Source organism: Pseudomonas sp. 21, from assembly GCF_000955805.1.
In the GTDB taxonomy this organism is placed as follows: domain Bacteria; phylum Pseudomonadota; class Gammaproteobacteria; order Pseudomonadales; family Pseudomonadaceae; genus Pseudomonas.
The window spans coordinates 547,805-572,960 of sequence record NZ_JYOA01000005.1 but is presented as its reverse complement, the minus strand read 5'-3'; the positions used below and the strand labels follow the sequence as shown (position 1 = coordinate 572,960).

Sequence of the window (25,156 nt, the reverse complement as noted above, 5' to 3'; positions counted from 1 at the left end):
GGGGGGGGGGCGGGGGGGGGGTTATTCGAGCGCGCAGCGGGCTCAATCCAGGCGCCGCGTCTTCGTCCGAATCAGGTAGATGCTCACCAGCGTCGCGCTGGTCAGCATGAACGCCCAGGCCCAGGGCCGCTGCACGATGAATCCTGAAATCAGGATGCTGCACCACATCAGGCCGATGGCGTACACCTTGCCCTTGAGCGGGATGCCTTCGCCGTCCAGGTAGTCGCGGATCCACGGCCCGAGCTTCGGGTGGTTCACCAGCCAGTCGTAGAAGCGCTGGGAACTGCGCATGAAGCAGGCGGCAGCGAGCAGGAGGAAGGGCGTGGTGGGCAGCACCGGCAGGAAGATGCCGATCACGCCCAGTGCCACGCTGAGCCAGCCGACGCCGAGCAGGCAGTAGCGAACCCAGGCGTGGCGGCTCTGGCGGATTTCCCGCGAAGACATCGAGCGTTTAGTGAGTGCGCGGCTTCAGCAGAGCCGGCTTCTCTTCCGGCGCCTGGCACAGCAGGAACAGGTTGGTCAGCAGTTCGGGGATCTGCGCGACCATGTCGTCCACCAGCCCGCGGTCGCTGGCGATCTCGTCGAACTCGGGCTGTTCGTCGAACAGGCCGGAACCGACCATGATCGGCAGCAGCAGCTCGCTGACTTCTTCCTCGGCCTGTTCGAACCAGATGGCTTCGCGCAGGAACACGCCTTCCATGAAGCCGATGCACCAGCCGCGGATGTCGGAGTCATCCGGCTCGTCGCCCAGGTAAGGCTCGCAGGGCAGCTCCAGCTCCTCGTCGCCGGCCATCTGGCGGATGATGTGCGCTTTGAGCTGGACCAGGGTGGATTCGATCTCGCTGCGCTCTTCCTCGCTGCGGTAGTGCGGCGGCTCGGCGAACAGGGCGTCGATCCACTCGCGCTCCGGCACTTCCTCCGGGCAGATCGCCAGGGCGGTCAGGTAGCCGTGTGCCGCCACGTAGTCCAAGGCTTCCTCGTGCAGGTCATCGGCATCGAGAAAGGCTTGCAGGCGGGACAATTGGTCGGCGAAGGACATCGGGTACTACCTCGGAGGTGATCGGTCCCGAATTGTAGTCTTTCCGCCGGCCCGCGGCAAAAGCCAAATGCCCGTCCAGCCTGAGCCGACGCGGGGTTCGGACGCATGTGACGGATTTTTCCGCAGTTTCCCGGACAAGGTGCCGGCCGCAGCAGGATCGCTTGCGTATAATGCGCGGCTTCATTCGGAGTACCCCATGCTCGATCAGGCACTGCGCATCCTCAAAGACGTTTTCGGTTACGACGCCTTCCGCGGCAATCAGGCGCGGATCATCGAGCGCGTGGCCGGCGGCGGCGATGCCCTGGTGCTGATGCCCACCGGCGGCGGCAAGTCGCTGTGCTTCCAGGTCCCGGCGTTGCTGCGGGACGGCCTGACGGTGGTGGTTTCGCCGCTGATCGCGCTGATGGAGGACCAGGTCGCCACGCTGGACGAGCTGGGCGTGCCGGTGGCGGCGCTGAACTCTTCGCTGAGCCCCGAGGCCCAGCGCGAGATCGCCGACCGCTTGCAGCGCGGCGAGATCAAGCTGCTCTACCTCGCCCCGGAACGCCTGGTGCAGCCGCGCATGCTGGCCTTCCTGCAGCGCCTGGAGATCGGCCTGTTCGCCATCGACGAAGCGCACTGCGTGTCGCAATGGGGCCACGACTTCCGTCCCGAATACCTGCAACTGGGCCAGCTCGCCGAACTGTTCCCGCACGTGCCGCGCATCGCCCTGACCGCCACGGCGGACATGCGTACCCGCGAGGAGATGATCCAGCGCCTGCACCTGCAGGACGCCGAGCAGTTCCTCTCCAGCTTCGACCGGCCGAACATCTTCTACCGCATCGTGCCCAAGGAGCAGCCGCGCAAGCAGTTGCTGGGGTTCCTGGCCGAGCGCCGCGGCGATGCCGGTATCGTCTACTGCATGTCGCGCAAGAAGGTCGAGGAGGTCGCCGAGTTCCTCTCCAACCAAGGCTTCCCGGCGCTGCCTTACCACGCCGGGTTGTCCAACGACCTGCGCGCCTATCACCAGAAGCGCTTCCTCAACGAGGAAGGGCTGATCATGGTCGCCACCGTCGCCTTCGGCATGGGCATCGACAAACCCAACGTGCGCTTCGTCGCGCACCTGGACCTGCCCAAGAGCCTGGAGGCGTACTACCAGGAAACCGGCCGCGCCGGCCGTGACAGCCTGCCCGCCGACGCCTGGATGGCCTACGGCCTGCAGGACGTGTTGCTGCTGCGGCAGATGATGCAGAACTCCGAGGGCGACGAGCGCCACAAGCGCGTCGAGCGGCACAAGCTCGAAGCCATGCTGGCGCTGTGCGAGGAAACCCGCTGCCGCCGCCAGGCGCTGCTGGCCTACTTCGACGAGGTGATGCCCAACCCCTGCGGCCACTGCGACATCTGCGTCGACGGCGTGGAGACCTGGGACGCCACCGAGCCCGCGCGCCAGGCGCTGTCGGCCATCTACCGCAGCGGCCAGCGCTACGGCGTCGGCCACCTGGTGGACGTGCTGCTGGGCAAGGACACCGAGAAGGTGCGCAGCGTCGGGCACCAGCACCTGGCGGTGTTCGGCATCGGCAAATCCCGTGGCGAGGACGAGTGGCGCACGCTGTTCCGCCAGCTGGTCGCCCGTGGCTTCGCCGACGTGGACGTCGATGGCTTCAATGGCCTGCGCCTGACCGAGGCCTGCCGTCCGCTGTTGCGCGGCGAGGAAACGCTGGCCTTGCGCCGCGATCCGAAGCCGCAGCGCAACAAGTCTTCCTCCTCCGGCGGAGCCAGCTCGGCCAGCCAGCTGGTGCGCCAGGAAGAGCGCGAGATGTGGGAAGCCCTGCGCACCCTGCGGCGCAAGCTGGCGCAGGAGCACTCGGTGCCGCCCTACGTCATCTTCCCCGATGCGACGCTGCTGGAAATGCTTCGTAGCCAGCCGCGTTCGTTGTCGGAAATGGCCCAGGTCAGCGGCGTCGGTGCGCGCAAGCTGGAGCGCTACGGCCAGGCCTTCCTCGATGTGCTCACCGAATCCGAGGCGGCGCCCGCCACCCCGGCACCCGTGGCCGACCTCAGCCACGAGCTGGTCACCCTGGCCCGCGCCGGCATGACCCCGGCGCAGATCGCCCGCCAGCTCGATTGCAGCGAGAAGAACGTCTACAGCCTGCTGGCCGAGGCCATCGGCAAGCAGCAGCTGGGCCTGGAACAGGCGCTGGACCTGCCCGAGGAACTGCTTGGCGAGATCCAGGATGCCTTCCTCGACGAGGACGGTGAGCTGCCGCCGGTGACGGCTATCGCCGAGCTGTTCGAAGGCCGCGTCCCGCTGGGCGTTCTGCATTGCGTGCGCGCCGCCCTGCAGGCCGAGCTGGAAGTCTGATCGCGCCGAAATACGGCGTTACAGATGAAATATCAATGTGCCAGCAACGGCGCCTTTTCCCACCAGTCATAGCTGTCAGTACGGATCGCTTTCGGAGTGACAGATGGCGAGCTGGGTGCGGGTAGTGGCGGGGCTGCTGGTCGTCGGGCAACTCAGTGGATGTGCCAGTGGTGGCGGGCTGACTGAAGGCGGCAAGAACGCCCTGATCGGCGTGGCGGCGGTCGCGCTGGTCGCCGGGCTGGTCATCATGTCCAAGGATGACGATGACGACGATCGCGACTGCCGCCAGCATCACGGCCGCTCCGAGCGTCGCTACTGCAATGACTCGTACTACGGCCACGACCGCTACCGGAACTCCCGGGACGATCGCTGGTGAGTGCGTTGCCCTGTCAGTTTCGTGACGGGGCAAAACGACAAACTTGTGACGCACGTCCCGAACGGCTATGGTGGCACTTAGACCTCCACGAGAAGAGGTGAGCGTGCCACAACAACAAAGCTGGCTGGACGACGTTCGCTCCAATGCCTATGCCGAACAGCTCTCCCGGGGCTTTCGCCGCCTGCGTTTCGAACCCGACCTCGAGACCCAGTACCGCCATTACCTGCTGGAAGACAGCTTCGATCTCAAGCGCACCGCGCTGACCATCGGCGTGCTGATCTGGCTGGCGCTGGCGGCCATCGATTTCCTCCTCATCCGTGGTCCCGAACACTGGCAGATGCTTGCCGTGCGCATCGGCGTGCTGGTGCTGCTGAGCGTCTGCGGCGGGTTGATCCTGCAGCGTCGCCATATCCACCTGCTGGTGCCGCTGAGCCTGGCCTGCATCCTCAGCGTCGGTATCGGCGCGGCGGCTGTCGCCGGTATCGCCCACACCGTGGACCAGAGCTATCCCTACGAAGGGCTGTTGCTGGTCAGCATGGCCGCCTACTTCCTGATTGGCCTGCGCTTCGCCGAGGCGGTGGGCAGTGCTTCCGCGATCCTGCTGGCCTACGTGGGCTTCGAGCTGTACGCCGGGCTGCCGCTGCCCAAGCTGATCGGCAACGTGGTGTTCCTGCTGCTGGCCAACCTGGTCGGTGCGGTGGGCTGCTACCTGCTGGACTACAAGTCTCGCCAGCACTTCCTCATCAGCCGCCTGCTGAAGGTCATGGCCGAGCATGACGCGCTGACCGGCCTGCACAATCGCCGCAGCTTCAACCGCCAGCTGGAGCGCCTGTGGCGCCAGGCCCAGCGCGAGAGCGTGGGGCTGGCGCTGCTGCTCTGCGATGTTGATCACTTCAAGGCCTACAACGATCGCTACGGCCACCAGGCCGGGGATGGTGTGTTGCAGCGTATCGGCGAGGTGTTGATGGCCAGTGCCCGGCGGCCGCTGGACATGGCTGTGCGCCTGGGGGGCGAGGAGTTTGCCGTGCTGCTCTACGGTGCCAGTGAGCGTGAGGCGAGGGAGCGCGCCGAAGTCGTGCGCGAGTCGGTGCAGGCGCTGGGCATTGCCCACGAAGGGTCGCTGACGGCGGACGAGGTGACGCTGTCCATCGGCGTGTCCTGCCTGTGGCCGGAGACCGGGCATCCGCTGCGCAGCATCTACGAGCATGCCGACCGTGCCCTCTACGAAGCCAAGGCATTCGGGCGCAACCAGGTCGTCGCCTGAGTCGTGACCTTGTAGGAGCGGGCCATGCCCGCGAATAGCGCCTGTAGGGCGCTTCCTTCAACTTGCGCAGCGCTTTCGATAGGTGCCGGTCACGCGGACCTTGTCCGCGATCGCGGGCATGGCCCGCTTCTACAGCGAGTCAGGTGTTTTCGGCGGTGGCCGATTCGGTCCCCCGAGCTGGCGCCGTGGGTGACTGCGGCGCGAGCAGGCCCGGTGCTAGCATGCGCCGCACCCCGTCACCGAGCCCGCGCCCATGCAGCAGCTGATCCAGCCCAACGGCCAACCGCACTACGGCATCTTTCCCGGCACCCCGGCGACCATCAATTACCGCGACTTCGACTTCCGCTCGCCCATGGGCCGGCGCCTCGGTGCGTTGAGCAAGTGGCGCAGCTTCCACCAGTTCCAGTACTTCGGCCTGATCAGCCCGACGCTGATCGGCGGCTGTGCTCTGGCGGATGTCAGTTTGCTCACTGTCGGTTTCGTCTACCTCTACCACCCCGAGAGTGGGCGGATGATCGAGCGCCAGTTCAAGTGCCCGCTGGGCAGGGGGGCGAACTTCTCGCAGACGCCCGACGATGGCGTCTGCGAACTGCGCCAGGGGCGCAACCTGCTGCGCCTGGAAAACAGCTCCTCGCCCTTCGAGAAGCGTCTACTGGTGGAACTGGACGATGGCACCCGCATCAATGCCCGTTTCAGCGAGGAGCAGCCGGCATTCCAGCCCATGAGCCTCTGCACGCCGACGGCGGTGAACGGCTGGGTCTATGCGCGCAAGGTGGCCGGCGTGCACTGCCACGGCGAGGTGCGCAGCGCGCTGGGCAACTACGACCTGCGCGAGCTGGATGCCTACGCCCACCACGACTGGTCCGCCGGCTACATGCGCCGCGAGACCTTCTGGAACTGGGCCTGCCTGTCCGGCGAGACACAGGGGCGGCGTATCGGGCTGAACCTGTCGTGCGGCGTCAACGAGACCAGCTTCACCGAGAACTGCTACTGGCTCGACGGCCAATTGCTGAAGGTCGACACGGTGCGTTTCGAGTTCGATCGCGACCATCCGCTGCTACCCTGGACCATCCGCTCCTACGACGGCCAGGTCGAACTTCACTTCGAGGCCCACGGGCTGCACCAGGAGCGTCTCAATCTCGGCGTGCTGGCCAGCAACTTCAAGCAGATCTTCGGGCGCTTCAGTGGTGTGCTGCGACCGGCGGGGCAGGCCGAGGTGCGCATCGAGAACCTGTGGGGGTTCGTAGAAGACCAGTACGCGAAATGGTGAAATAGCGATTTACACCCTGCGACAATCTGTCATTGTACGGGCTTGATTAGCTGGCTAATAATTAGTCAAATCAACTTAGCCGATTCACTCCCGAAATTTGCGGAACAATGTCAGATAACGATAAGCACTACTTCGGTACCCAACTGGCCCAGGCTTCGCGTGCATGGCGGGCCGAACTCGACCGCCGTCTCAGCCACCTCGGCCTGTCCCAGGCTCGCTGGCTGGTGCTGCTGCACCTGGCGCGTCACTCCGCCGCCCCGACCCAGCGCGAGCTGGCCCAGTCGGTCGGTGTCGAAGGTCCGACCCTGGCCCGCCTGCTCGATGGTCTCGAAGCCCAGGGGCTGGTCCGTCGCCAGGCAGTGGCCGAAGACCGCCGCGCCAAGCGCATCGCCCTTACCCCCAAGGCAGACGTTCTGATCACCGATATCGAGAACATCGCCGCCGCCGTTCGCAACGAAGTGCTGGCGGGGATTTCGGAAGAAGAAATCGCGCTGTGCCAGAAAACGCTCAGTCGGATTCTCGGCAATCTCGAGCGAAACTGAGCAATTCATCACGTTATTCGGGTAAAGTAGCCATTTTTCTGGCGGTCCCTCACCGGGCCGCTGGCCATTCGCTATCCAACGCTTAACCATTCGCCGGTTTTTCGACGATTTATCTTGACCAAACCCCGCGCAACACCTAATCCGTGATATCAGACGGCCTGTACCCTGCAAGGTACAGAGGGGTGGTGTGTGCGGTCTGTAGTCCGGCATGGCTTCAAGTGTGTGGACAGGTTCAGCCTGCCGCTTTCGAGTGGTCAGGGAATGGCGTGCAGACCCGGACAATGGGATGGGGTTATGGCTCGAATAAATAGAATTCCGCTGACGCTTGCCGCACTTTCGGTTTTTGTCTCCGCTCACGCGAATGCCCTCGGGCTCGGCGACATCACGCTGCACTCCGGGCTGAACCAGCCGCTGGATGCCGAGATCGCCCTGCTCGAAACCGGCGACATGACCTCCGACGAACTCATCGCGAAGCTCGCGAGTCCCGCCGACTACGAGAACGCTGGCGTCGACCGTTTCGTGTTCCTGCAGAACCTGCGCTTCACCCCGGTGATCCGCAATGGTCGTGGCTACATCAAGGTGGTGTCCACGCAGCCGGTGCACGAGCCTTACCTGAATTTCCTGATCGCCGTGGAGCGCCCCAACGGTCGCATGCTGCGCGAGTACACCGTGCTGATCGATCCGCCGGAGTACAGCGCCAACCGCAGCGTGGCCGCCAATGTCGGGGCGAGCGACATCGCGCCTTCGCGCTCTTCCGGTTACCGCCCGGACGTCTACCGTCCGGAGCCCGTGCGCCGCGCGCCGGCACAACCGCCGTTGCCGGCGGGTGATGGCCGCTACACCACGGTGCGCAATGACACCCTGTGGAAGATCAGTTCGCGCCTGACCGGTAGCGGCGCCACGCGCGCGCAGCTGATGGACAGCATCGTCGCGCTGAACCCGCAGGCCTTCGTCAATGGTGACCCGCACCGCCTGAAGGTTGGCCAGACGCTGGTCCTGCCGCAGGGCCAGCAGCACGCCGGCACTGCTGGCACGGCCTCGGCGCCGCAGCCCGCTTCCGCCGCTCCGTCGGCGGCTGTCGAGCAGCCCGCCGGCGCGCCGCAGGCACCTGCCTCTGCTGTGGCCAGCGCTCCGGCCCAGGCCCAGGGTAACGCTGCCGCGCCGCTAGCGCCGGCCGCTGATGCCAACGTCGCCAAGGTGGAAGCCGACCTGCTCCTGGCCAACGCCCAGCGCGACCAGATGAACCAGCGCATGGACGACCTGCAGAAGCAGTTGCTATCCCTCCAGCAGGCCCTGCAGAGCCGCGACCAGCAGGTACAGTCGCTGCAGGCCGAGCTGGATCGCCGCCAGGGAGCGGAAGCCGCGGGCAATGCCCCGGCAGCCAATGCTCCGGCAACGGGTGCACCGACTGGCAACGCCACGACCAATGCCGTGCCGGCCGCTCCCGGTTCCGTGGCGCCGGCGCAGCAGGACACCCCCGCTCCGAGCGTCGCACAGCCGGCAACCCCGGCGCAGGATGCCCAGGGCTCCGGTTTCAATTACTGGCCCTGGCTGGGCGCCGGCGCTCTTGGCGCGCTGCTGGTCGGCCTGCTGTTCGCCCGCCGCAAGCGCGAGGAAAAACCGGTCGAGATGCCGCCCCTGCGCGCGGTTGCGCCCGAGCCGGTGAAGCCGCTCCCGCAGGTCAAGCCGTTGGCGGCTGCTGTCGTGGCTCCCGTACCGGCGCCGCATCCGGTGGTGGTCGCCACACCGGAGCCGGGCGTCGCCCGTCTGCCCGCCGCCAGCGCGGACAGCCTGGAAGGCGCGGATATCTACATCGCCTACGGCCGCTTCACCCAGGCCCGCGACATGCTGCGCAAGGCGGTCAACGCCGAGCCGAATCGCCGTGAATTGCGCATGAAGCTGCTGCTGGTTTTGGCCGAGCTGGGCGACGTGACCGGCTTCCATGAGGAAGAACACGCCCTGGTGGCCGCTGGCGGTGACCAGAAGCAGATCGACCAGCTCAAGTCGCGCTACCCGGCGATGCTGATTCGCCCGGAAGACACCCTGCAGCCGCCCACCGGCGAGACGCTCACCGACTGGGACGATCTTGAATTGGGTGAACCTGCGGCCGCTCCCTTGGAACAACCCAGGGCTGCGCAGGACCAGCCGGACTTCGCGATGAACCTCAGCGACCTGTCGCTGGACCTGGACTGGGACAAGCTGGACAACCCCTTCGACTCGCCCAGGCAAGGCAAGGCCGCACCCAAGGCCGCGCAGGATGTACCGTCGGACTTCCGCAGCAATCTGCACGAGCTGCCGGAAATCACCGAACTGGACCTGGGCGAGCACGGCGAGATGTTCGGCCATGGCAGCAAGACCATGGGCGTGGAGGAGGAGCTGAGCTTCGACCTGCCGGACGATATCGGCCACGAGCACGACGAACTGCTGGCCAGCCTCGATCGCGCTCGCAAGTGCATCGACCAGGGCAACCTGGATGAGGCCTACGGCATCCTCAAGCAGGTGATCGCCAGCGGCGACTCCAAGGCCAAGGCCGAAGCGCGCGAGCTGCTGGCGCTGATTGCCTGATCCGCTGTCTGAATGAAAAAGCCCGGCACATGCCGGGCTTTTTCATTGGCGGGAGGCCGGTATTGCTCACCGCCCGAGGATCGGGCCGCGAAGGCTTTTGCAGGGGCGAGCTTGCTCGCGAACCGCCTGGTGCCGGAGCTGTCGGCGGGATCGTTCGCGAGCAAGCTCGCTCCTGCAGGTTTCCTGCACCCTCTGCGTGAGGCCCTAGAAATTACGGCCCAGGTTGATGTACACCGCGTGCTCGCTCGCATCGTTCAGGCCGTAGCTGAAGGACAGCGGCCCCAGTGGTGTCTCGAAGCCCATGAGGATGCTGCCGGCGTTGATGTAGCCGGTGTCGTAGCTGTTGTCGTTGTTCCACACCCGCCCGCGCTCCAGGCTGCCGCCCAGGTAGAAGGGGAAGTCCAGCGGCAGGAAGGAGCGCTCGGTCATGCGCCGGTAGTAGATGACCCGCCCGAGGCTGTAGTTCTGCCCGGCCAGCGCGTCCTGGCGGTAGCCCGAGAGCTGCCGCGCGCCGCCGAGCAGGAAGCTCGATACCACCACCTCGGCATCGTCGATGGTGCGTCCGTAGCCGCCACCCAGCACCCAGGTGTTCGGGCCGCTGCTCAGCGCCTTGTCCAGGCGGATGTCCCACTGCCGGTAGCGGTCGTCGTCGCCCAGGGACGGCGTGTGCTCGCGGAAGGAGGTCTGGATGTTCTCGCCCTCGCGGGGGAAGTCCACGTTGTCCATGGTGTCGAAGGAGTACTGCAGCTGCGCGTAGCCTTCGGTGAAGTGGAAGTCCGGCAGGTCCTGCTCGCCCACGCGCACGTCGGCCTTGCCGAAGGCCTGGGCCACGCCGAGGCGGAATTCACCGTTGTTGGCGATCTGCCGGCCAAGGTTGAGGCCGTAGCCATAGCGCTCCAGGCGGTACTCCGCGATGGGGTCGTCGTTGTCGGTGGCCTCGACGTTCTGGGCCTCATTGAACACGTAGGGAGCCACGAAGTAGCGCGAACCGACGTCCAATGGCTGGTAGAACTCGCTGTAGAGCTCCTGCTGGTCGCCGATCTGCACGCGCGTCAGCCATTCCGCGCCGAGGCGATTGATGCCATTCATGCGGTAGCTGCCGCCGACGTTGAAGGTGCTGTCGCCGCGCAGGTCGTCGGAGAGGTTCAGGCCCAGGCGCAGGTAATCGGTGCCGCCGCGTTTGCCGTACGCGTGGATCACCAGCACGTTGTCGGACTTGCCGTCCGCGCCCTTCTTGTTGTGCACCACGCGGTACTGCACCTGGTCGAAGTAGTCCAGGCCGTAGAGGGTGCTCATGTCGCGCTGCAGGCGCTCCAGGTCCAGGTGCTCGCCCAGCGGCTGGCGGATGTAATGGAGGATGACGTCGTCGCTGACCTTGGAGTTGTTCTCCACCTCGATCCGGTCGATCACCGGCTGGCGCTCGCCCGGCGTGCGCGCTTGGGTGAGCGCCACCGCCTCGGCGTCGGCGGGCTTGCGCAGCGTCGCCAGGCGTGGGGCGAGGATGCTGGTGGCGCGGTAGCCGGCGTCGATCAATTGCGGCACGCGGCCGAAGTCGGTGGAGCTGTAACCGCTCAGCGGCGGCTGCACCAGGATGTCGCTGGACTTCAGGGTGGCCAGCTGCGCCTCGGAGTTCTTGCGGGTCATCAGGGTGACGGACTGGTTGAGCATGTCCACCACCGTGGTCAGCTGCTTGCGGTCCAGCAGCGGGTTGCCGATGTCGACCACGATGACCACGTCGACGCCCATCTGCCGCGCCACGTCGACCGGGATATTGTCGACCATGCCGCCGTCCACCAGCAGCTTGCCGTTGACGTCCACCGGGGCGAACACCGCCGGGATCGACATGCTGGCGCGGATCGCCTGGGGCAGGTGGCCCTTGCTGAACACTACCTTCTCGCCGGTGGAGATGTCGGTGGCCACCGCGCGGAAGGGGATCGCCAACTGGTCGAAGTCGCGCGTATCGCTGGTGTGCACCAGCAGGCTTTCCAGCAGCATCGACAGGTTCTGCCCCTGGATGGCGCCCAGCGGCAGGCCGAGGGTGCCGTCGTCGCGGAAGCTGAGTTTCTGCTTGACCAGGAAGTCGCGGTCGTCCTGCTTGCGACGGAACGGTACGTCGACCCGTGGTGGCGAGTCGGACAGCGCCTGCTTCCAGTCCAGCCCCAAAGCCAGCTGTTCCAGCTCCTTGGGCGTATAGCCCGCTGCATACAGGCCGCCGATGACCGCGCCCATGCTGGTGCCGGCGATGGCGTCGACGTGGATGCCCTGTTCGTCCAGCGCCTTGAGCACACCGATGTGTGCCAGGCCGCGCGCCGCACCGCCGGAAAGAACCAGGCCGATCTTCGGAGGGGTATTCGCCGCCAGGGCGCCGAGAGGAAGGAGCAGAAGGAGGGCGAACAGCAGTCGGCGCATGAAGAGAAGAGTCCGGTAGGGCGTTTCAGACCGGTATTATAGGTTCGCGTCCTACTGCAGAGTCTGATTCATGTCCGAAGCCAAAGCCGAAATCGTCATCACCTATTGCACCCAGTGCCAGTGGCTGCTGCGCGCCGCCTGGCTGGCCCAGGAACTGCTGAGCACCTTCGGCGATGACCTGGGCAAGGTCAGCCTGGTGCCGGGCACCGGTGGGGTCTTCCAGATTACCTGCGACGGCGAGCCAATCTGGGAGCGCAAGGCCGACGGCGGTTTTCCCGAGGCCAAGGTGCTCAAGCAGCGGGTGCGCGACCGCATCGATCCGCAGCGTGACCTGGGGCACAACGACCGCTCCTGAATCGGCGCGGTACCGGTCGGCGGAACCATTCGATAGCTGGCTAACTTCCTTGCTTCATATCAACGGGGTACGTGCGTACCACTCTTAGTCTGAGAGCACCCATTCTCCACAGGAGGTGCCCTCATGAGCATCATCGTCACTGGCGCCGCCGGCTTCATCGGCAGCAACCTCGTCAAGGCGCTGAACCAGCGCGGCGAGACCGACATCATCGCGGTCGACGACCTGACCGAAGGCGACAAGTTCGCCAACCTCGCCGACTGCGATATCAGCGACTACCTCGACAAGCGCGATTTCATCGAGCGCTACGCCCGCGGTGACTTCGGCGTGGTGCGCGCGCTGCTGCACCAGGGTGCCTGCTCCAGCACCCTGGAGCGCGACGGGCGCTACATGATGGACAACAACTACCGCTACAGCGGCCAGTTGCTCGACGCCAGCCTGTCGCTGGGCGTGCCGTTCCTCTACGCCTCTTCGGCGGCGGTGTATGGCGGCGGCCAGGAGTTCCGCGAGATACGCTCCTGCGAGAAGCCGCTGAACGTCTACGGCTATTCCAAGTTTCTCTTCGACCAGCGTGTGCGCAAGGTGCTGCCCACCGCTCGCACCCAGGTTGCCGGCTTCCGCTACTTCAACGTCTACGGCCCGCGCGAGCAGCACAAGGGGCGCATGGCCTCGGTGGCCTTTCACTGTTTCAACCAGTTCCGCGAGACCGGCAAGGTCAAGCTGTTCGGCGAATATGGCGACTACCCGGCCGGCGGCCACCTGCGCGATTTCGTCTCGGTGGAGGACGTGGCGAAGGTCAACCTGCACTTCCTCGACCACCCCGAGCGCAGTGGCATCTTCAATCTCGGCAGCGGCCGTGCCCAGCCGTTCAACGACGTGGCCCTGGCGGTGATCAACACCCTGCGCGAACAGCAGGACCTGCAGCCGTTGACCCTGGACGCGGCGATCCGCGCCGGATTGCTGGAGTACACCGAGTTTCCGGATGAGCTGCGCGGCAAGTACCAGTGCTACACCTGTGCCGATATCGCCTTCCTCCGCGAGGCGGGCTACCGCGCGCCGATGATGGGCGTGGAGGAGGGGGTGCAGCGTTACTGCCGGTGGTTGCTGCAACAGGCTTGATACCCCGTGTATCGGGCTTTTTACCCAGTCTTTACCCAGTGCTGACACTCGGCGCAGGGGCGGCGCGAGACAATGTTCACCACGAACGGCGGGCGGTGGATCGCCCGTGGCTGGAGGTGAAATGAAGCTGTCCTCGCGCATCGCGCTCAAATCCGTCGCCACCCTGCTGGCCCTGAGCCTGTCGGCTGCGGCCGTCGCCGGGCCCCATGGCGGCCCCGGTGGTCCGGGCGGGCCGGGACCTGGCCCGTACCATGGCTGGGGCCCCGGACATGGCTATGGCCTGCCGGATTACGCGCGGGAAGTCTGGATCGGCAGCATGCTCTACTTCGTCGCTGCCGGAACCTACTACCTGTGGAACGCCGACCGCCGCCAGTACGTCGCGGTGGAGACGCCGCCGGCCGTGCAGGCCGCACCGACCACCAGCTACGAGGTGATCGCCTATCCCGCCAGCGGCCAGTCGCCGGAGCAGCAGAGCCGCGACCGCTACGAGTGCCATAGCTGGGCCGTCGGCCAGAGCGGCTTCGACCCGGCCGCCGCCACCCAGGCGCCGCCGGCGGGCCAATCCGACACCTACCGCCGCGCATTGGGCGCCTGCCTGAGCGGGCGAGGCTACAGCATCAACTGATTCCCCGGCGCCTTATCCACAGGCGCCATCCCGAACGGGCCGCCACGCAGGCTGTCGTGCGATGAATCCTTGGCATTCCCTCCCCGGGGCAAGGTTCGAGTTTCGCATGCTGCGCGGCGGCCTTCTTTTTTGCCTCACGCACCGCTTGAGGCTCTTGCAGGAGCGAGCTTGCTCGCGAACCGCTTGGCAGCGGAGCAAGGCTTGTTCGCGAGCAAGCTCGCTCCTACAGAAAAGACGCGGGGTCAGTGCGAGCCGCGTGCGCTGAGGAAGGTCGCGAAGATGATCAGCGCGCCGCCCGCCAGCATGCGCAGGCTCGGCTCTTCGCCGAACAGCACGGCGGCGAAGGCGATGCCGTAGACCGGCTCCAGGGCGAAGATCACCGCCGCCGTGCGCGCTTTGATCAGCCGCAGGCTGGCCACGAACAGGCTGTGGGCGACGCCGGTGCAGAGCACGCCCAGCGCGACCAGCCAGAGCCAGTCCATGCCGCGGACCGCGGGCAGGTCGGACAGCACCAGCGGCAGCAGGCAGGCGATGATCGTCAGGTTCTGGCACAGCGCCGCCTGGATCGGGTCGATGCCGCGCACGCTCACCCGGTTGGCCAGCGACAGCAAGGCGAACAGCAGGCCGGAGAGGGTGCCCCAGAGCAGGCCGGCGGTGGCGCCGTCGCGCAGGTCCAGGCTCGGCGTGACCATCACCAGGCCGATGCACACCAGCGCCACCACCAGGTACTCGCCCCTGCGGATGCGTTCGCGGAACAGCAGGCCCTCCAGCAACACGGTAAAGGCCGGGAAGCTGGCGAAGCCGAGAGTGGCTACGGCGACGTTGCCCACCTTCACCGCGAGGAAGAAGGTCAGCCAGTGCGTACACAGCAGCACGCCGCCACCCAGCAGCATGGCGGCCTGTTTCAGCGTGGGTCGCTTCTGCTGACGCAAGTGCCCGGCGAACACCGCCGCCAGCGACAGCGATCCGAACAGCGCGCGACCGAAGACGATAACCAGGGGGCCGGCGAGGATGAGTTTGCCGAAGATGCCGGACAGCCCGAACATCAGGGCGCCGATGTGCAGGCCGATCAGGGCGCCACGGGGCGTGAGCTGGGTAATGCGATTCATGCCGGAGTCCCCGCCGACTGCTGTGGCGGGGCCTTGTCTGGAAGTGGAAAGGCGCGCCGGATCAGCCGGCGCGCGGTGAAACGAACGTCAGGCCAGGCGCGCGCCATTGGGCAGCGGCTTGTCGAAGCCGGCCAGCACCACTTTCTCGTCGCTGTCGTAGGCGCCGGTGACCAGCACTTCCGAGCGCACGCCGGCGATGGATTTGGGCGCGAAGTTGCACACGCACAGCACCTGGCGGCCGATCAGTTCGTTGGCTTCATAGTGCGCGGTGATCTGCGCACTGGAGGTCTTGATCCCCAGCGGGCCGAGGTCGACCTGGAGGATGTAGGCGGGCTTGCGCGCCTTCACGTTGGGTTCGGCCTGGACGATGGTGCCTACGCGCAGTTCGACGCGCTCGAAATCCTGCCATTCGATGGTGTCTGCCGACATCGCTGCTCCCGCGGGTTTGCCTGGTTCGATGGCCGGCAGTCTAGGCCCTGTGCGCGCCGCTGTCTGTCGCGCGGCTAGCGGGAATTGTCGCGCGCCTCCTGGCGCAGTTGGCGCGGGGTGGTGCCGAACTGGCGCACCAGGGCGGCGGTGAAGGCACTCTGTGAGGCATAGCCGACCTGCGCGGCAATCTCGCCGACCGACTGGTGCGAGCCGCGCAGCAGGTCGCGGCCCAGTTGCAGGCGGCGCTGGCGGACGTAGTCCATGGGCGTCTGCCCGGTCTCGGCGAGGAAGCGCGCGTGGAAGCGTGCGGCGGACAGCCCGGCGAGCCGCGCCAGGTCGGCCACCTGCAGCGGGTGTGCGGCATGCCGGTCGATGTAGCTGTCGAGGCTGGCCAGCGGCAGTTGCGCCGGTTCCTCGATGCGCTGCTGGCCGGCGGCGAGGCTGGCCAGCAGCAGGATCGCACCCTGACGCGCCAGCACCGGGTCATGCAGTGAGCTGCCGGCGAGCCAGTGCACCAGCTGTGCCTGGTCGTTGCTGAGCAGGCGCTGGCCGGGGGTTTCCAGCAGGCGGCGGCCGGCGTCGCTGTGCAGGCCCAGGCCACCGAGCAGGTCTTCCTCGTCTTCCAGGTCCACCACCAGGCAGCGGCTGCCGTCGGGGCTGGCGCAGGCGTGGTGCGCGTCACGCGGAACCACGGCAAAGGTCTGCCGGGTCACCAGGCTGCCGCGCCCGCCCACTTCGAAATCCAGGCTGCCGGACAACCCCAGCACCAGCTGCGCGTGGCTGTGGCTGTGGGCGAGGTGGTCATGGCTGTAGTGGCGCAGGGAGAGGATCTGGCTCATGCAGGGCTGCTTTCTGGGCTGGCGGGCAGGCTGACAGTCTAGCGCGCCGTGGGCTGTAACGGGACTGTCGCCAGTCGGTCACCTTCGCTTCACCGCGCGGGTCGACACTCGGAGAAACCCCACTGGAGGTCGCCGACGATGAGCAGCGCGCAACGCATGACGCCGACGAAGAAACAACGGGTACGCACCCTGTGGATATCCGATGTCCACCTGGGCACCCGCGACTGCCAGGCCGAGCACCTGGCCGGCTTCCTCAAGCGCTACCACGCCGACCGCATCTACCTGGTAGGCGACATCATCGACGGCTGGAAGCTGCGCGGCGGCATCTACTGGCCACAGGCGCACACCAACGTGATCCGCCGCCTGCTGACCATGAGCAAGCGCGGCACCGAGGTGATCTACGTCACCGGCAACCACGACGAGTTCCTGCGCCGCTATTCCTCGCTGCTGCTGGGCAACATCCGCCTGGTCGACGAGATCGTCCACACCACCGCCGATGGCCGTCAGCTGCTGGTGATCCACGGCGACCAGTTCGACGTCATCACCCGCTACCACCGCTGGCTGGCTTTTCTCGGCGACTCCGCCTACGAATTCACCCTGACCCTGAACCGCTGGCTCAACCACTGGCGTAGCCGCTATGGCTACGGCTACTGGTCGCTGTCGGCGTACCTCAAGCACAAGGTGAAGACGGCGGTGAACTTCATCAGCGACTTCGAGGAAGCCATCGCCCACGAGGTGCACAAGCGCGGCCTCAATGGCGTGGTCTGCGGGCACATCCACCACGCGGAAATCCGCCAGATCGGCGAGGTGGAATACCTCAACTGCGGCGACTGGGTGGAGTCCTGCTCGGCGCTGATCGAGCACTGGGACGGCAGCATCCAGCTGTATCGCCTGGCCGAAGAACAGGCGCGCGCCGAGGAGCCCGTGGCGGTCGAGTCGGCGGCATGAGGCTGCTGATCGTCACCGATGCCTGGCTGCCGCAGGTCAACGGCGTGGTCACCAGCCTGCAGGCGCTGGTGGCCGAGCTGGAAGGGCAGGGCCATGTGGTCGGCCTGCTCACCCCGCAGGACTTTCGGCATCGCCCGTGCCCAAGCTACCCGGAGATTCCGCTGGCGTGGGACCTGTGGAAGGTGGGCGAAAAGATCAGCGGCTTCGCTCCCGACTGCGTCCACCTCGCCACTGAAGGCCCGCTGGGTTGGGCCGCGCGGCGCTGGCTGGTGCGCCGGGGGTTGAAGTTCAGCAGCGCCATCCACACGCGCTTCCCCGAGTACGTGAATACCCGCTGGCCCTGGCTGCCGCTGGGCTGGGGCTATGCCTTCCTGCGTCGATTCCATGCCCCCAGCGCCGCCGTGCTGGTCAGCAGTGAGCGCATGCGTAGCACGTTCGCCGACCACGCCTTCGACAACCTCGCGCTGTGGCGCAAGGGTGTGGATATCCAGCGCTTCCAACCGGGGGCGGGCGCACTGCCGGAGGAACCGGTGTTCCTCTATGTCGGCCGGTTGGCGCGGGAAAAGAATCTCGAAGCCTTCCTCGCCCTCGACCTGCCGGGACGCAAGCTCGTGGTGGGCGATGGCCCGCAGCGAGCTGAGCTGCAAGCAACTTATCCACAGGTGGAATTCCTCGGTTATCGCCACGGCGACGACCTCGCCGAGGCCTACCGCGGCGCCAGCGTGCTGGCCTTCCCGTCGCTGACCGACACCCTCGGTCTGGTGATGTACGAGGCGCTGGCGTGCGGCACGCCAGTGGCGGCGTTCCCGGTGACGGGACCGCTGGATGTGCTGGAACAGGGCGTAACCGGGGTGATGGACGCCGACTTGCGCAGCGCCTGCCTGCGGGCGCTGGAACTGGATCGCCAGGCCTGCGTGGAATGGGCGCGCAGGCAGACCTGGCGGGCGTCGGCGCAGGAATTCCTGGCGCTTCAGGTACGCCTGACGGAACTGCCCGTCAGTGAAGAACCGGGCTACGCGAACGGCTGATCAGAACAGTGGGCGATCGTGGTCCAGGCGCTGGTCCACCAGCCATTTGCCGTGGGCGATGGAGGCATGCTGGGCCTTCTGCAGGTCCGACATGAAGGCGAATTCAACCGGCAATGTCTTGCGCTTGGTGGTCTGCCCGTCCGGGGCGGTGATGTGGCAGCCGGCGGCCCAGGGAGTGGGGATGCCGGGGTGTTCGACGACATCGGCAGTGATGGTGTACTGGCGGTACTCGCATTGCATCAGGCTCATGGGGCGTCCTCCTGGCTGTTCACCAACGGCCCAAGCGGGGCGGGTGGCGAGCGGAACGGTGCCGGCGCCTTGCGCGGGCAAGCCTCGTTAACCCCCAACATAGCCCACAGGGGCAGGCCTTCCGCCGGATACCGACGAACGCGAATGTCACCTTGGCTGGAGATTTCCCGCCCGAATCTTCCCAATGCTGGCGCACCGCGCCAGACTGTCGGCCATGCCAATCCAGACTCTTTCCCGCCTCACCGAAGTCGACGCCCGCCAGTGGGACGCCCTGTTGCCGGACGACCAGCCGTTCCTGCGCCACGCCTTTCTCTGTGCGCTGGAGGAAAGCGGCAGCGTCGGCGGCCGTACCGGCTGGAAGCCGTCCCATCGCGTGCTGCTGGACGACGACGGCCGCTTGCTGGCCGCTGTGCCGGCCTATCTGAAGAGTCATTCCTACGGCGAGTACGTGTTCGACTGGGGCTGGGCGGATGCCTGCCTGCGCGCCGGTATCCCGTACTACCCCAAGCTGCTGGTGGGCATTCCCTTCACGCCGGTCGGCGGCGCTCGCCTGCTGGGCGAGCCTGCGGCGGCGCTGAGCCTGGTCGGCGCGCTGGCGGGTGAGGTGGACGAGGGGCATTGCTCCGGCGTGCACGTGAACTTCACCGATCCTGCCGCCGATGCGCTGCTGGGCGCTGCAGACGGCTGGCTGGAGCGCCTGGGCTGCCAGTATCACTGGAGCAACCGCGGCTACCGCGACTTCCAGGACTTCCTCGACGCGCTCAGCTCGCGCAAGCGCAAGCAACTGCGCAAGGAGCGCGAGCAGGTCGCCGGGCTCGGGCTGGATTTCGTCTGGATGGAAGGACGCGAGCTGTCCGAGGCGCACTGGGACTTCGTCTACGCCTGCTACAGCAGTACCTATGAGGTGCGCGGGCAGGCGCCTTACCTGAGCCGGGCGTTCTTCAGCCTGATCGGCGAGCGCATGCCCGAGGCGATCCGCGTGGTCTTCGCTCACCAGAATGGCCGGCCCGCGGCCATGGCCTTCAGCCTGCTGGGCGGCGACACGCTGTACGGTCGTTACTGGGGTTGCCTGGCGGAATTCGACCGGCTGCACTTCGAGACCTGTTTCTACCAGGGCCTGGACTTCGCCATCGGCCACGGCCTGAAGCGCTTCGACGCCGGGGCGCAGGGCGAGCACAAGCTGATCCGCGGCTTCGAGCCGGTGATCACGCGCTCCTGGCACCGCCTGGGTCATCCGGGGCTGCGCGAGGCGGTGCAGGACTTCCTGGTGGGGGAGAGGGCGGGCATCCTGGCTTATGCCGAGGAGGCACGTGTTGCGCTGCCCTATCGTCAGGACGGCTCTTCGTAGGAGCGAGCTTGCTCGCGAACAGAGGTCCCGGCAGGTGTCGGAGTTGTGCGGTTCGCGAGCAAGCTCGCTCCTACAGGGGGCAGCTTCCCCTGTAGGAGCAGACCTTGTCCACGGCTGGTCGGCGCTGCGCGGCGGAGAAGTTACTCCGGCTTCGCCTCACCCTTGCCCGGCAGCATGCGCACCAGGGTGTTGTCGCGGCTGATGTAGTGGTGGAACAGCGCGGCCAGCGCGTGGATGCCGATCAGCCAGTAGCCGAGCACGGCGATGGTCTCGTGCCAGTACTTCACCTGCTTGGCCAGGTCCGGGTTCTTGTCCACCAGGTGCGGCAGCTCCATGCCCCAGAACGGCACCGGCTTGTCGGCGGCGCTGAGGATGATCCAGCCGGCCAGCGGCAGGCCGATCATCAGGCCGTAGAGCGCCAGGTGCGCAAGCTTGGCCAGCGCCATCTGCCAGACCGGCGGAGCCGGGACGATCGGCGGGGTGGGGTAGATGAAGCGGCCGATGAGGCGCAGCCAGACCAGCACGAAGACGCTCAGCCCGAGCATGAAGTGCCATTGGGAAAACAGCGCGCGGGTGTCGCTGCCTTTGGGAAAGTTGGTGCGGTACTCCATGCAGAAGTACGTGGCGGCGATCAGCACCAGCATTATCCAGTGCATGGCTATGGACAGGCTGCCATAGCGGGACGGGGTCTTGGACAGGCTCATGACGGTTCCTTGTTTGGCTCGGAGTCGTGACGCCCCGTTCTGTCGACGGGGCTGTCAGTCTCAGCATAGAGCCTTAACCCTGCCTGAAAAACCGTGAAGGCAAAGTGAAAGGGCCGCGATGCGCGGCCCTTTGACGTCGGTCAGCCTTCGTCGTCGGCTGACTGGCGGGAGCGGATGGCGTTCACCAGTCTCTTGGCCAGGGCGGGGTAGTCCTCGTCGAAGTGGTGACCGCCGGGCAGCTGCAGGTTCTCGCCCACCGACTGCGGCTGGGTGCAGCCGCTTTCGTCCTTCTCTTCGATGCCGTACACGCAGAGCACCTTCGGCCCCGGCAGACGGGCCATTTCCGGGCCGGTGGAGGCTTCCTGGCCGGCCTTGCCGAGCCAGCCCTGCACCTCGATCTCGAAGCTGCCACTGCGGGCGAAGGCCAGCAGGATCACCGAGCTGACGTCCTTCTTGGCGTCCGCCGGCAGGCGGTTGTAGATCGCCGGCAGCACGTCGGCGCCGAAGGAGTAACCCGCCAGCACGAAGTGCTTGGCGCCCCATTTCTCGCGGTAGTGCTGCATCAGCAGGGCCAGGTCGGCGGCGCTCTGTTCCGGGGTCTTGTGCTCCCAGAAGTAGCGCAGGGCATCGACCCCCACCACCGGATAACCCAGCTCGGCCATCTGCGCGGCGACATCGCGGTCCAGGTCGCGCCAGCCGCCGTCGCCCGAGTAGAACAGGGTGACGGTTTCCGAGGGCTTGGCGGCCGGGACTTCCACCACCGGCACATTGTCGCCACCGCCTTGCAGCTGCTGGCGCAGTTGGTCGGCGAGGACCTTGGGCAGTGGGGTGTCGTAGTCGGTGATCACCGTTTCCGCGTTCTTCAGGCCGCGGGCGAAGCGCGCGCTGGCGTCATCCGGGTTGTCGTTCCAGGCGGCGAGCCAGTGGCCGTGGGCGGCAGTCGTCGGCAGCGGGGTGGCGGCGCAGTCGGGTTTCTCCAGGGAGAAGCCGACCGACAGCGCCTTGGCCTTGTCGTCGGTCTGCCCGGCAAGCCAGCGGAAGGCCCAGGCGCTGCCCGGGCCGATGCCGGCGACCAGGGTCGGCTGGCCGTCGAGCAGCTCGCCGGCAGCTTTGATGCGGGCCTGCTGGGTGGCGCAGTCCTTGTCCGGGAAGACGAACTGCACCACGCGGGCACCGCTGTCGTGGGCCAGGGCCAGCAGCTGGCCGTCGTCGAGTTTCTGGTCGGCCTGCACGGCCAGCAGCACGCGGGCATTCGGGGCCTTGCCGGGGATGGCCAGGCTGACGGCGCTGCCGTCGGGCAACTGGCGGTGTTCCAGGGCGGCCTGGGAAGCCGGGCGGCTCCACAGCAGCAGACCCACGGCGATGATGACCAGCAGGAGGAGGGCGAGCAGGTGTCGCCAGCGTCGTTTCAACATATCAGCGTTTTACCAATCCACTCAGGCCGCCTGCGATGAGGGCGGCCGTATCGGCCAGGGCCACCAGCGGATCCAGTCCGGCGGGCACGGCCAGGTAACGGGGTTCCCAGTCGGGCTGGAACTTGTCCTTGAAGCGCCGCAGCCCCTGGAAATTGTAGAACTGCTCACCCCGGCGAAAAACCAGCGCGCCGAGACGTTGGGTCAGCGGGGCGCCACGACGCGGCTGCAAGCCGGCCAGGGGCACCATGCCGAGGCTGAAGCGGGTGTGCCCGCTCTCCTTGTAATGCAGGATCAGGCCGAGCATGAGGAACTCCATGGTCAGCTTGGGTGCGTCGGGGGCCACGCGCATCAGGTCGATGCTCGCCAGTTCCTTGCCGGAGGTTTCCAGCAGGTTGGCGAAGGCCACGGCGCGGCCCTGGAAGCGGACCACCACGACGCGGAAGTAGCGCAGGTATTCGGGGGTGAAGCGGCCGAGGGAGAAGCCCTTCTCGCGGACGTTCTTGCCGCCCAGCCAGGCATCGGAGATGGCGCGCAGCTCGTCCATCGGCGCGTTGCCGGCGTCATGGAACTCCAGGCTCAGGCCGTCGCGCTGGCCGCGGTTCCAGGTGTAGCGCAGGTCCTTCATCTCCTTGCCCTTGCTCTCCAGGTCGAAGCGGCGCAGGTCGACCCTGGCCTCCTCGCCGAGCTTGAGCGCGGTCAGGCCGATGTCCATGTACAGCGGCAGGTTCTCGGCGCGCACCTGGTAGAACACCGGGCGCGCGTGGTGCAGGTCGCAGAGGTCGCGGAACTGCCAGATCAGTTCGGCGCGGGCCTGGGCCGGGCCGACCGGATCGAACAGCGCCACCAGGCTGCGGCCGCGGCGGGCGTACATCAGGAAGGCGTCGTTGCCCTCGTGGAACAGCAGCGCCTTGTCGCCGGACAGGGCCAGGCCGCCGTCGGGTTGCGCGGAATTGGCCAGGATGCCGGCGGCGGTGTCCAGGTCCTCGCGAGTCGGCGCATGGATGGCCGGTGGCGCGGTGCGCAGCAACCAGTACAGCGCCAGAGCGGCCAGCAGCAGGCAGCTGCCCAGCGCGGCGCGCAGGCCGCGCGGCGCGTCGGCGTCCAGGGCGAACTGCCACCAGAGTTCGTGGCTGTACGGCACGTCCTGGTAGGCGAACAGCAGCAGCCAGATCGACGCGGCGATCACGCACGCGGCTGCACCCAGGTACAGCGGCGAGAAGGGCAGGTCCATCAGGCGGCTGCGGCGGTAGAAGGCGCTGCGGAAGATCACCAGCAGGGCGGCGGTGAAGCTGAGGATCAGCGCTTCTTCCCAGTCGAAGCCCTTGAGCAGCGACAGGGCGGCGCCGGCGATCAGCAGGCCCAGGGTCAGCGCCCAGGCGGCGGAGAGACGGCGGCGCAGGCCGTAGGCGAGCAGCAGGCAGAGCACGCCGATCAGGCTGGCGGCCAGGTGCGAGGCATCGATCAGGCGGTGCGGCACGAGGAAGCCGACTTCGTCCAGGCGGGTGTCGATGGACGGCGTGGCGCCGGAGAACAGCAGCACGACGCCGGAGATGAACACCAGCAGGGAAAGAATCTGCGCGGCGAAGCCGGAGGTGATGCGTACCGCCTGTTTGGCCACCAGCACGCGGCGGGCTTCAAGGAACAGCAGCAACAGACAGGCGACGATCAGCGGCAGGACCACGTAGATCAGGCGATACAGCAGCAGTGCGGCAGCCAGCGGGGCGGCGCCCAGCTGGTTGGCGAAGGCTGCCAGCAGCACTGCTTCGAATACGCCCACACCGCCCGGCACATGGCTGAGCACGCCAGCGGCCAGGGCGATCAGGTAGACCAGCAGGAAGGCGCCGAAGGGCGGGGCTTCCGGCAGCAGCAGGTAGAGCACGGTGGCGGCAGCGGCCACGTCCAGCGCGGTGATCAGCAATTGCAGCAGCGACAGGCGCAGGCCCGGCAGGCGCAGGGTGCGGCGGCCCAGGCGAACCAGGTGGCTGTCGGGGGAAGGCTGTTCCGGCAGGCGGCGGCGTTCGACAGCAACCACCAGCATCAGGCAGAGGGCGATGATGCCCAGTGCCAGCACCGCCACCAGCCACTCCGGCAAGTGCAGGGCCAGGGAGGCATCGGAGAGGTCGCTCAACGCGGCGAGCGCGGCCAGCACCGGCAGCGCGCAGCCCAGTGACAGGCTGGCGAACAGCGTCATCAACGCGACGTCGCCGGCGCCCAGTCCCTGGCGGGCATAGAGGCGATAGCGCACCGACCCGCCGGAAAGCATCGACAGGCCCACGGCGTTGCCGATGGCGAACGCGGAGAAGCCGCCGGTCAGCAGCGCCGGGACAGGCAGCTTCACGCCGGCGAAGCGGCTGGCCGACCATTCATAGCCGAGCAGGAAGATGAAGCCGACCACAGTGGCGGCGAAGGCGCCGAGCAGCGAGGTGGTGGGCACGTCGAGCAGGGCGTCGTGCAGGGAGTAGGCGTCGATGTCGCGCAGCAGGTGATAGCAGGCGATCAATGCGAGGCTGAACAGCACCAGGGTCACGCCCAGGCCGAGTGCCTGGCGGTTGGCGTTCACCCAGTTGAGCCAGGTCGCTCGGCTGGGAGCGTCCTCGGTGGCAGGGGTATCGGGTGTGGCGGGGTTGGCGCTCATCGGGCACCTCAATCGATTTAGCGCGACAGAGTAGGGGCACTGACGCGAATTCCCAAGTCCCCGGAAGAGTATTTTCCTGATCCGTGAGACGCCACCCGTGGGCGATCATTTTTTGCGCACAACGAAAAAAGCCACTCCTAAGAGTGGCTTTCTTCTTGATGTCTGGTTGCGGGAGCAGGATTTGAACCTACGACCTTCGGGTTATGAGCCCGACGAGCTACCAGACTGCTCCATCCCGCGGCGGCAATTCTACGGATATGAAGCCTTGTGTCAAACGATATTTCGTTTTCGATCAATAATTTAAACGCGCGCAAACGAAAAAGGGCCACTCCGGAGAGTGACCCTTTTTCTGTGTCTGGTTGCGGGAGCAGGATTTGAACCTACGACCTTCGGGTTATGAGCCCGACGAGCTACCAGACTGCTCCATCCCGCGCCGGCCATTCTACGGATGTGAAAGGTCTTGTCAATCGATATTTCGCCTTCGATCAATAATTTAAATCGCGCGCAAACGAAAAAGGGCCACTCCGAAGAGTGACCCTTTTTCTGTGTC

At 66.6% G+C, this 25,156-nt stretch carries 22 protein-coding genes and 2 tRNA genes; 12 read left to right on the top strand and 12 right to left on the bottom strand.

Annotated features, from left to right (window positions below):
- Positions 1–42: 42 nt before the first annotated feature.
- Together UB43_RS15430 and UB43_RS15425 are read right to left on the bottom strand one after the other, a co-directional pair.
- The gene (locus UB43_RS15430; protein ID WP_045212490.1) at positions 43–444 is read right to left on the bottom strand and encodes a YbaN family protein; all 402 of its coding nucleotides are present in this window, start codon (positions 442–444) and stop codon (positions 43–45) included.
- A 7-nt stretch (positions 445–451) separates the two neighbouring features.
- Complete coding sequence (locus UB43_RS15425; RefSeq protein ID WP_045212487.1) at positions 452–1,039, bottom strand: YecA family protein; 588 nt, start codon at positions 1,037–1,039, stop codon at positions 452–454.
- 196 nt (positions 1,040–1,235) lie between these two features.
- On the opposite strand from UB43_RS15425, the gene recQ reads away from it, so the two are divergent.
- The 6 genes from recQ to UB43_RS15395 all read left to right on the top strand — a co-directional run bounded on the left by recQ (position 1,236) and on the right by UB43_RS15395 (position 9,397).
- Positions 1,236–3,380, top strand: coding sequence for a DNA helicase RecQ (gene recQ, locus UB43_RS15420; protein WP_045212485.1), 2,145 nt, complete (start codon positions 1,236–1,238; stop codon positions 3,378–3,380).
- A gap of 103 nt (positions 3,381–3,483) precedes the next feature.
- Entirely contained in the window at positions 3,484–3,756 is a 273-nt protein-coding gene (locus UB43_RS15415) for a hypothetical protein (protein WP_045212482.1), read from the top strand.
- Between the two features lie 67 nt (positions 3,757–3,823).
- Positions 3,824–5,020 (top strand): diguanylate cyclase, encoded by a 1,197-nt coding sequence (locus UB43_RS15410; RefSeq protein WP_045212480.1) that lies wholly within the window; start codon positions 3,824–3,826, stop codon positions 5,018–5,020.
- 253 nt (positions 5,021–5,273) lie between these two features.
- Positions 5,274–6,290 carry a DUF2804 domain-containing protein gene (locus UB43_RS15405; protein ID WP_045212478.1) on the top strand — a complete coding sequence of 339 codons (1,017 nt, stop codon included), beginning with the start codon at positions 5,274–5,276 and terminating at the stop codon, positions 6,288–6,290.
- 107 nt (positions 6,291–6,397) lie between these two features.
- Positions 6,398–6,832, top strand: coding sequence for a transcriptional regulator SlyA (gene slyA / locus UB43_RS15400; protein WP_045212475.1), 435 nt, complete (start codon positions 6,398–6,400; stop codon positions 6,830–6,832).
- Between the two features lie 294 nt (positions 6,833–7,126).
- On the top strand, positions 7,127–9,397 hold the full coding sequence (locus tag UB43_RS15395) for a FimV/HubP family polar landmark protein (RefSeq protein WP_045212473.1): 2,271 nt from the start codon (positions 7,127–7,129) through the stop codon (positions 9,395–9,397).
- A gap of 204 nt (positions 9,398–9,601) precedes the next feature.
- On the opposite strand, the gene UB43_RS15390 is transcribed toward UB43_RS15395, so the two are convergent.
- Positions 9,602–11,806 (bottom strand): patatin-like phospholipase family protein, encoded by a 2,205-nt coding sequence (locus UB43_RS15390; protein ID WP_045212471.1) that lies wholly within the window; start codon positions 11,804–11,806, stop codon positions 9,602–9,604.
- 70 nt (positions 11,807–11,876) lie between these two features.
- Between UB43_RS15390 and UB43_RS15385 the strand changes: the two genes are divergently transcribed.
- The 3 genes from UB43_RS15385 (at position 11,877) to UB43_RS29825 (ending at position 13,902) form a co-directional block, all read left to right on the top strand.
- Positions 11,877–12,161, top strand: a complete 285-nt coding sequence (locus UB43_RS15385) for a SelT/SelW/SelH family protein (protein WP_045212468.1) — start codon at positions 11,877–11,879, stop codon at positions 12,159–12,161.
- Positions 12,162–12,284: 123 nt separating this feature from the next.
- Positions 12,285–13,277 carry an ADP-glyceromanno-heptose 6-epimerase gene (gene rfaD, locus UB43_RS15380; protein WP_045212465.1) on the top strand — a complete coding sequence of 331 codons (993 nt, stop codon included), beginning with the start codon at positions 12,285–12,287 and terminating at the stop codon, positions 13,275–13,277.
- A 121-nt stretch (positions 13,278–13,398) separates the two neighbouring features.
- Entirely contained in the window at positions 13,399–13,902 is a 504-nt protein-coding gene (locus UB43_RS29825) for a hypothetical protein (RefSeq protein ID WP_045212462.1), read from the top strand.
- Between the two features lie 242 nt (positions 13,903–14,144).
- On the opposite strand, the gene UB43_RS15370 is transcribed toward UB43_RS29825, so the two are convergent.
- The 3 genes from UB43_RS15370 to UB43_RS15360 form a co-directional block, all read right to left on the bottom strand.
- Positions 14,145–15,011 carry a DMT family transporter gene (locus UB43_RS15370; RefSeq protein ID WP_045212460.1) on the bottom strand — a complete coding sequence of 289 codons (867 nt, stop codon included), beginning with the start codon at positions 15,009–15,011 and terminating at the stop codon, positions 14,145–14,147.
- Positions 15,012–15,098: 87 nt separating this feature from the next.
- Entirely contained in the window at positions 15,099–15,440 is a 342-nt protein-coding gene (locus UB43_RS15365; protein WP_045212457.1) for a tRNA-binding protein, read from the bottom strand.
- Positions 15,441–15,514: 74 nt separating this feature from the next.
- Positions 15,515–16,279 carry an AraC family transcriptional regulator gene (locus UB43_RS15360; protein WP_045212454.1) on the bottom strand — a complete coding sequence of 255 codons (765 nt, stop codon included), beginning with the start codon at positions 16,277–16,279 and terminating at the stop codon, positions 15,515–15,517.
- A 138-nt stretch (positions 16,280–16,417) separates the two neighbouring features.
- On the opposite strand from UB43_RS15360, the gene UB43_RS15355 reads away from it, so the two are divergent.
- On the top strand, positions 16,418–17,227 hold the full coding sequence (locus UB43_RS15355; RefSeq protein ID WP_045212452.1) for a UDP-2,3-diacylglucosamine diphosphatase: 810 nt from the start codon (positions 16,418–16,420) through the stop codon (positions 17,225–17,227).
- Positions 17,224–18,255, top strand: a complete 1,032-nt coding sequence (locus UB43_RS15350) for a glycosyltransferase family 1 protein (RefSeq protein WP_045212450.1) — start codon at positions 17,224–17,226, stop codon at positions 18,253–18,255. The genes UB43_RS15355 and UB43_RS15350 overlap by 4 nt, the downstream gene beginning before the upstream one ends.
- Here the strand turns inward: UB43_RS15350 and UB43_RS15345 are convergent, their stop codons facing one another.
- On the bottom strand, positions 18,256–18,504 hold the full coding sequence (locus UB43_RS15345) for a hypothetical protein (RefSeq protein ID WP_045212447.1): 249 nt from the start codon (positions 18,502–18,504) through the stop codon (positions 18,256–18,258).
- A gap of 214 nt (positions 18,505–18,718) precedes the next feature.
- Here UB43_RS15345 and UB43_RS15340 point away from each other — a divergent pair, with 214 nt between their 5' ends.
- Positions 18,719–19,852: a GNAT family N-acetyltransferase gene (locus UB43_RS15340; RefSeq protein WP_045212560.1), complete on the top strand. Its 1,134-nt coding sequence runs from the start codon at positions 18,719–18,721 to the stop codon at positions 19,850–19,852.
- 140 nt (positions 19,853–19,992) lie between these two features.
- Here UB43_RS15340 and UB43_RS15335 read toward each other — a convergent pair whose 3' ends face one another.
- From UB43_RS15335 to UB43_RS15315, 5 genes are all read right to left on the bottom strand, one after another.
- Entirely contained in the window at positions 19,993–20,556 is a 564-nt protein-coding gene (locus tag UB43_RS15335; RefSeq protein WP_045212444.1) for a cytochrome b, read from the bottom strand.
- A gap of 140 nt (positions 20,557–20,696) precedes the next feature.
- Positions 20,697–21,971, bottom strand: a complete 1,275-nt coding sequence (locus UB43_RS15330; protein ID WP_045212441.1) for a virulence factor family protein — start codon at positions 21,969–21,971, stop codon at positions 20,697–20,699.
- 1 nt (position 21,972) lies between these two features.
- Positions 21,973–24,606, bottom strand: coding sequence for a bifunctional lysylphosphatidylglycerol flippase/synthetase MprF (gene mprF / locus UB43_RS15325; protein WP_045212439.1), 2,634 nt, complete (start codon positions 24,604–24,606; stop codon positions 21,973–21,975).
- Between the two features lie 163 nt (positions 24,607–24,769).
- Positions 24,770–24,846, bottom strand: a tRNA-Met gene (locus tag UB43_RS15320).
- Positions 24,847–24,962: 116 nt separating this feature from the next.
- A tRNA-Met gene (locus UB43_RS15315) sits at positions 24,963–25,039 on the bottom strand.
- Positions 25,040–25,156: the final 117 nt, after the last annotated feature.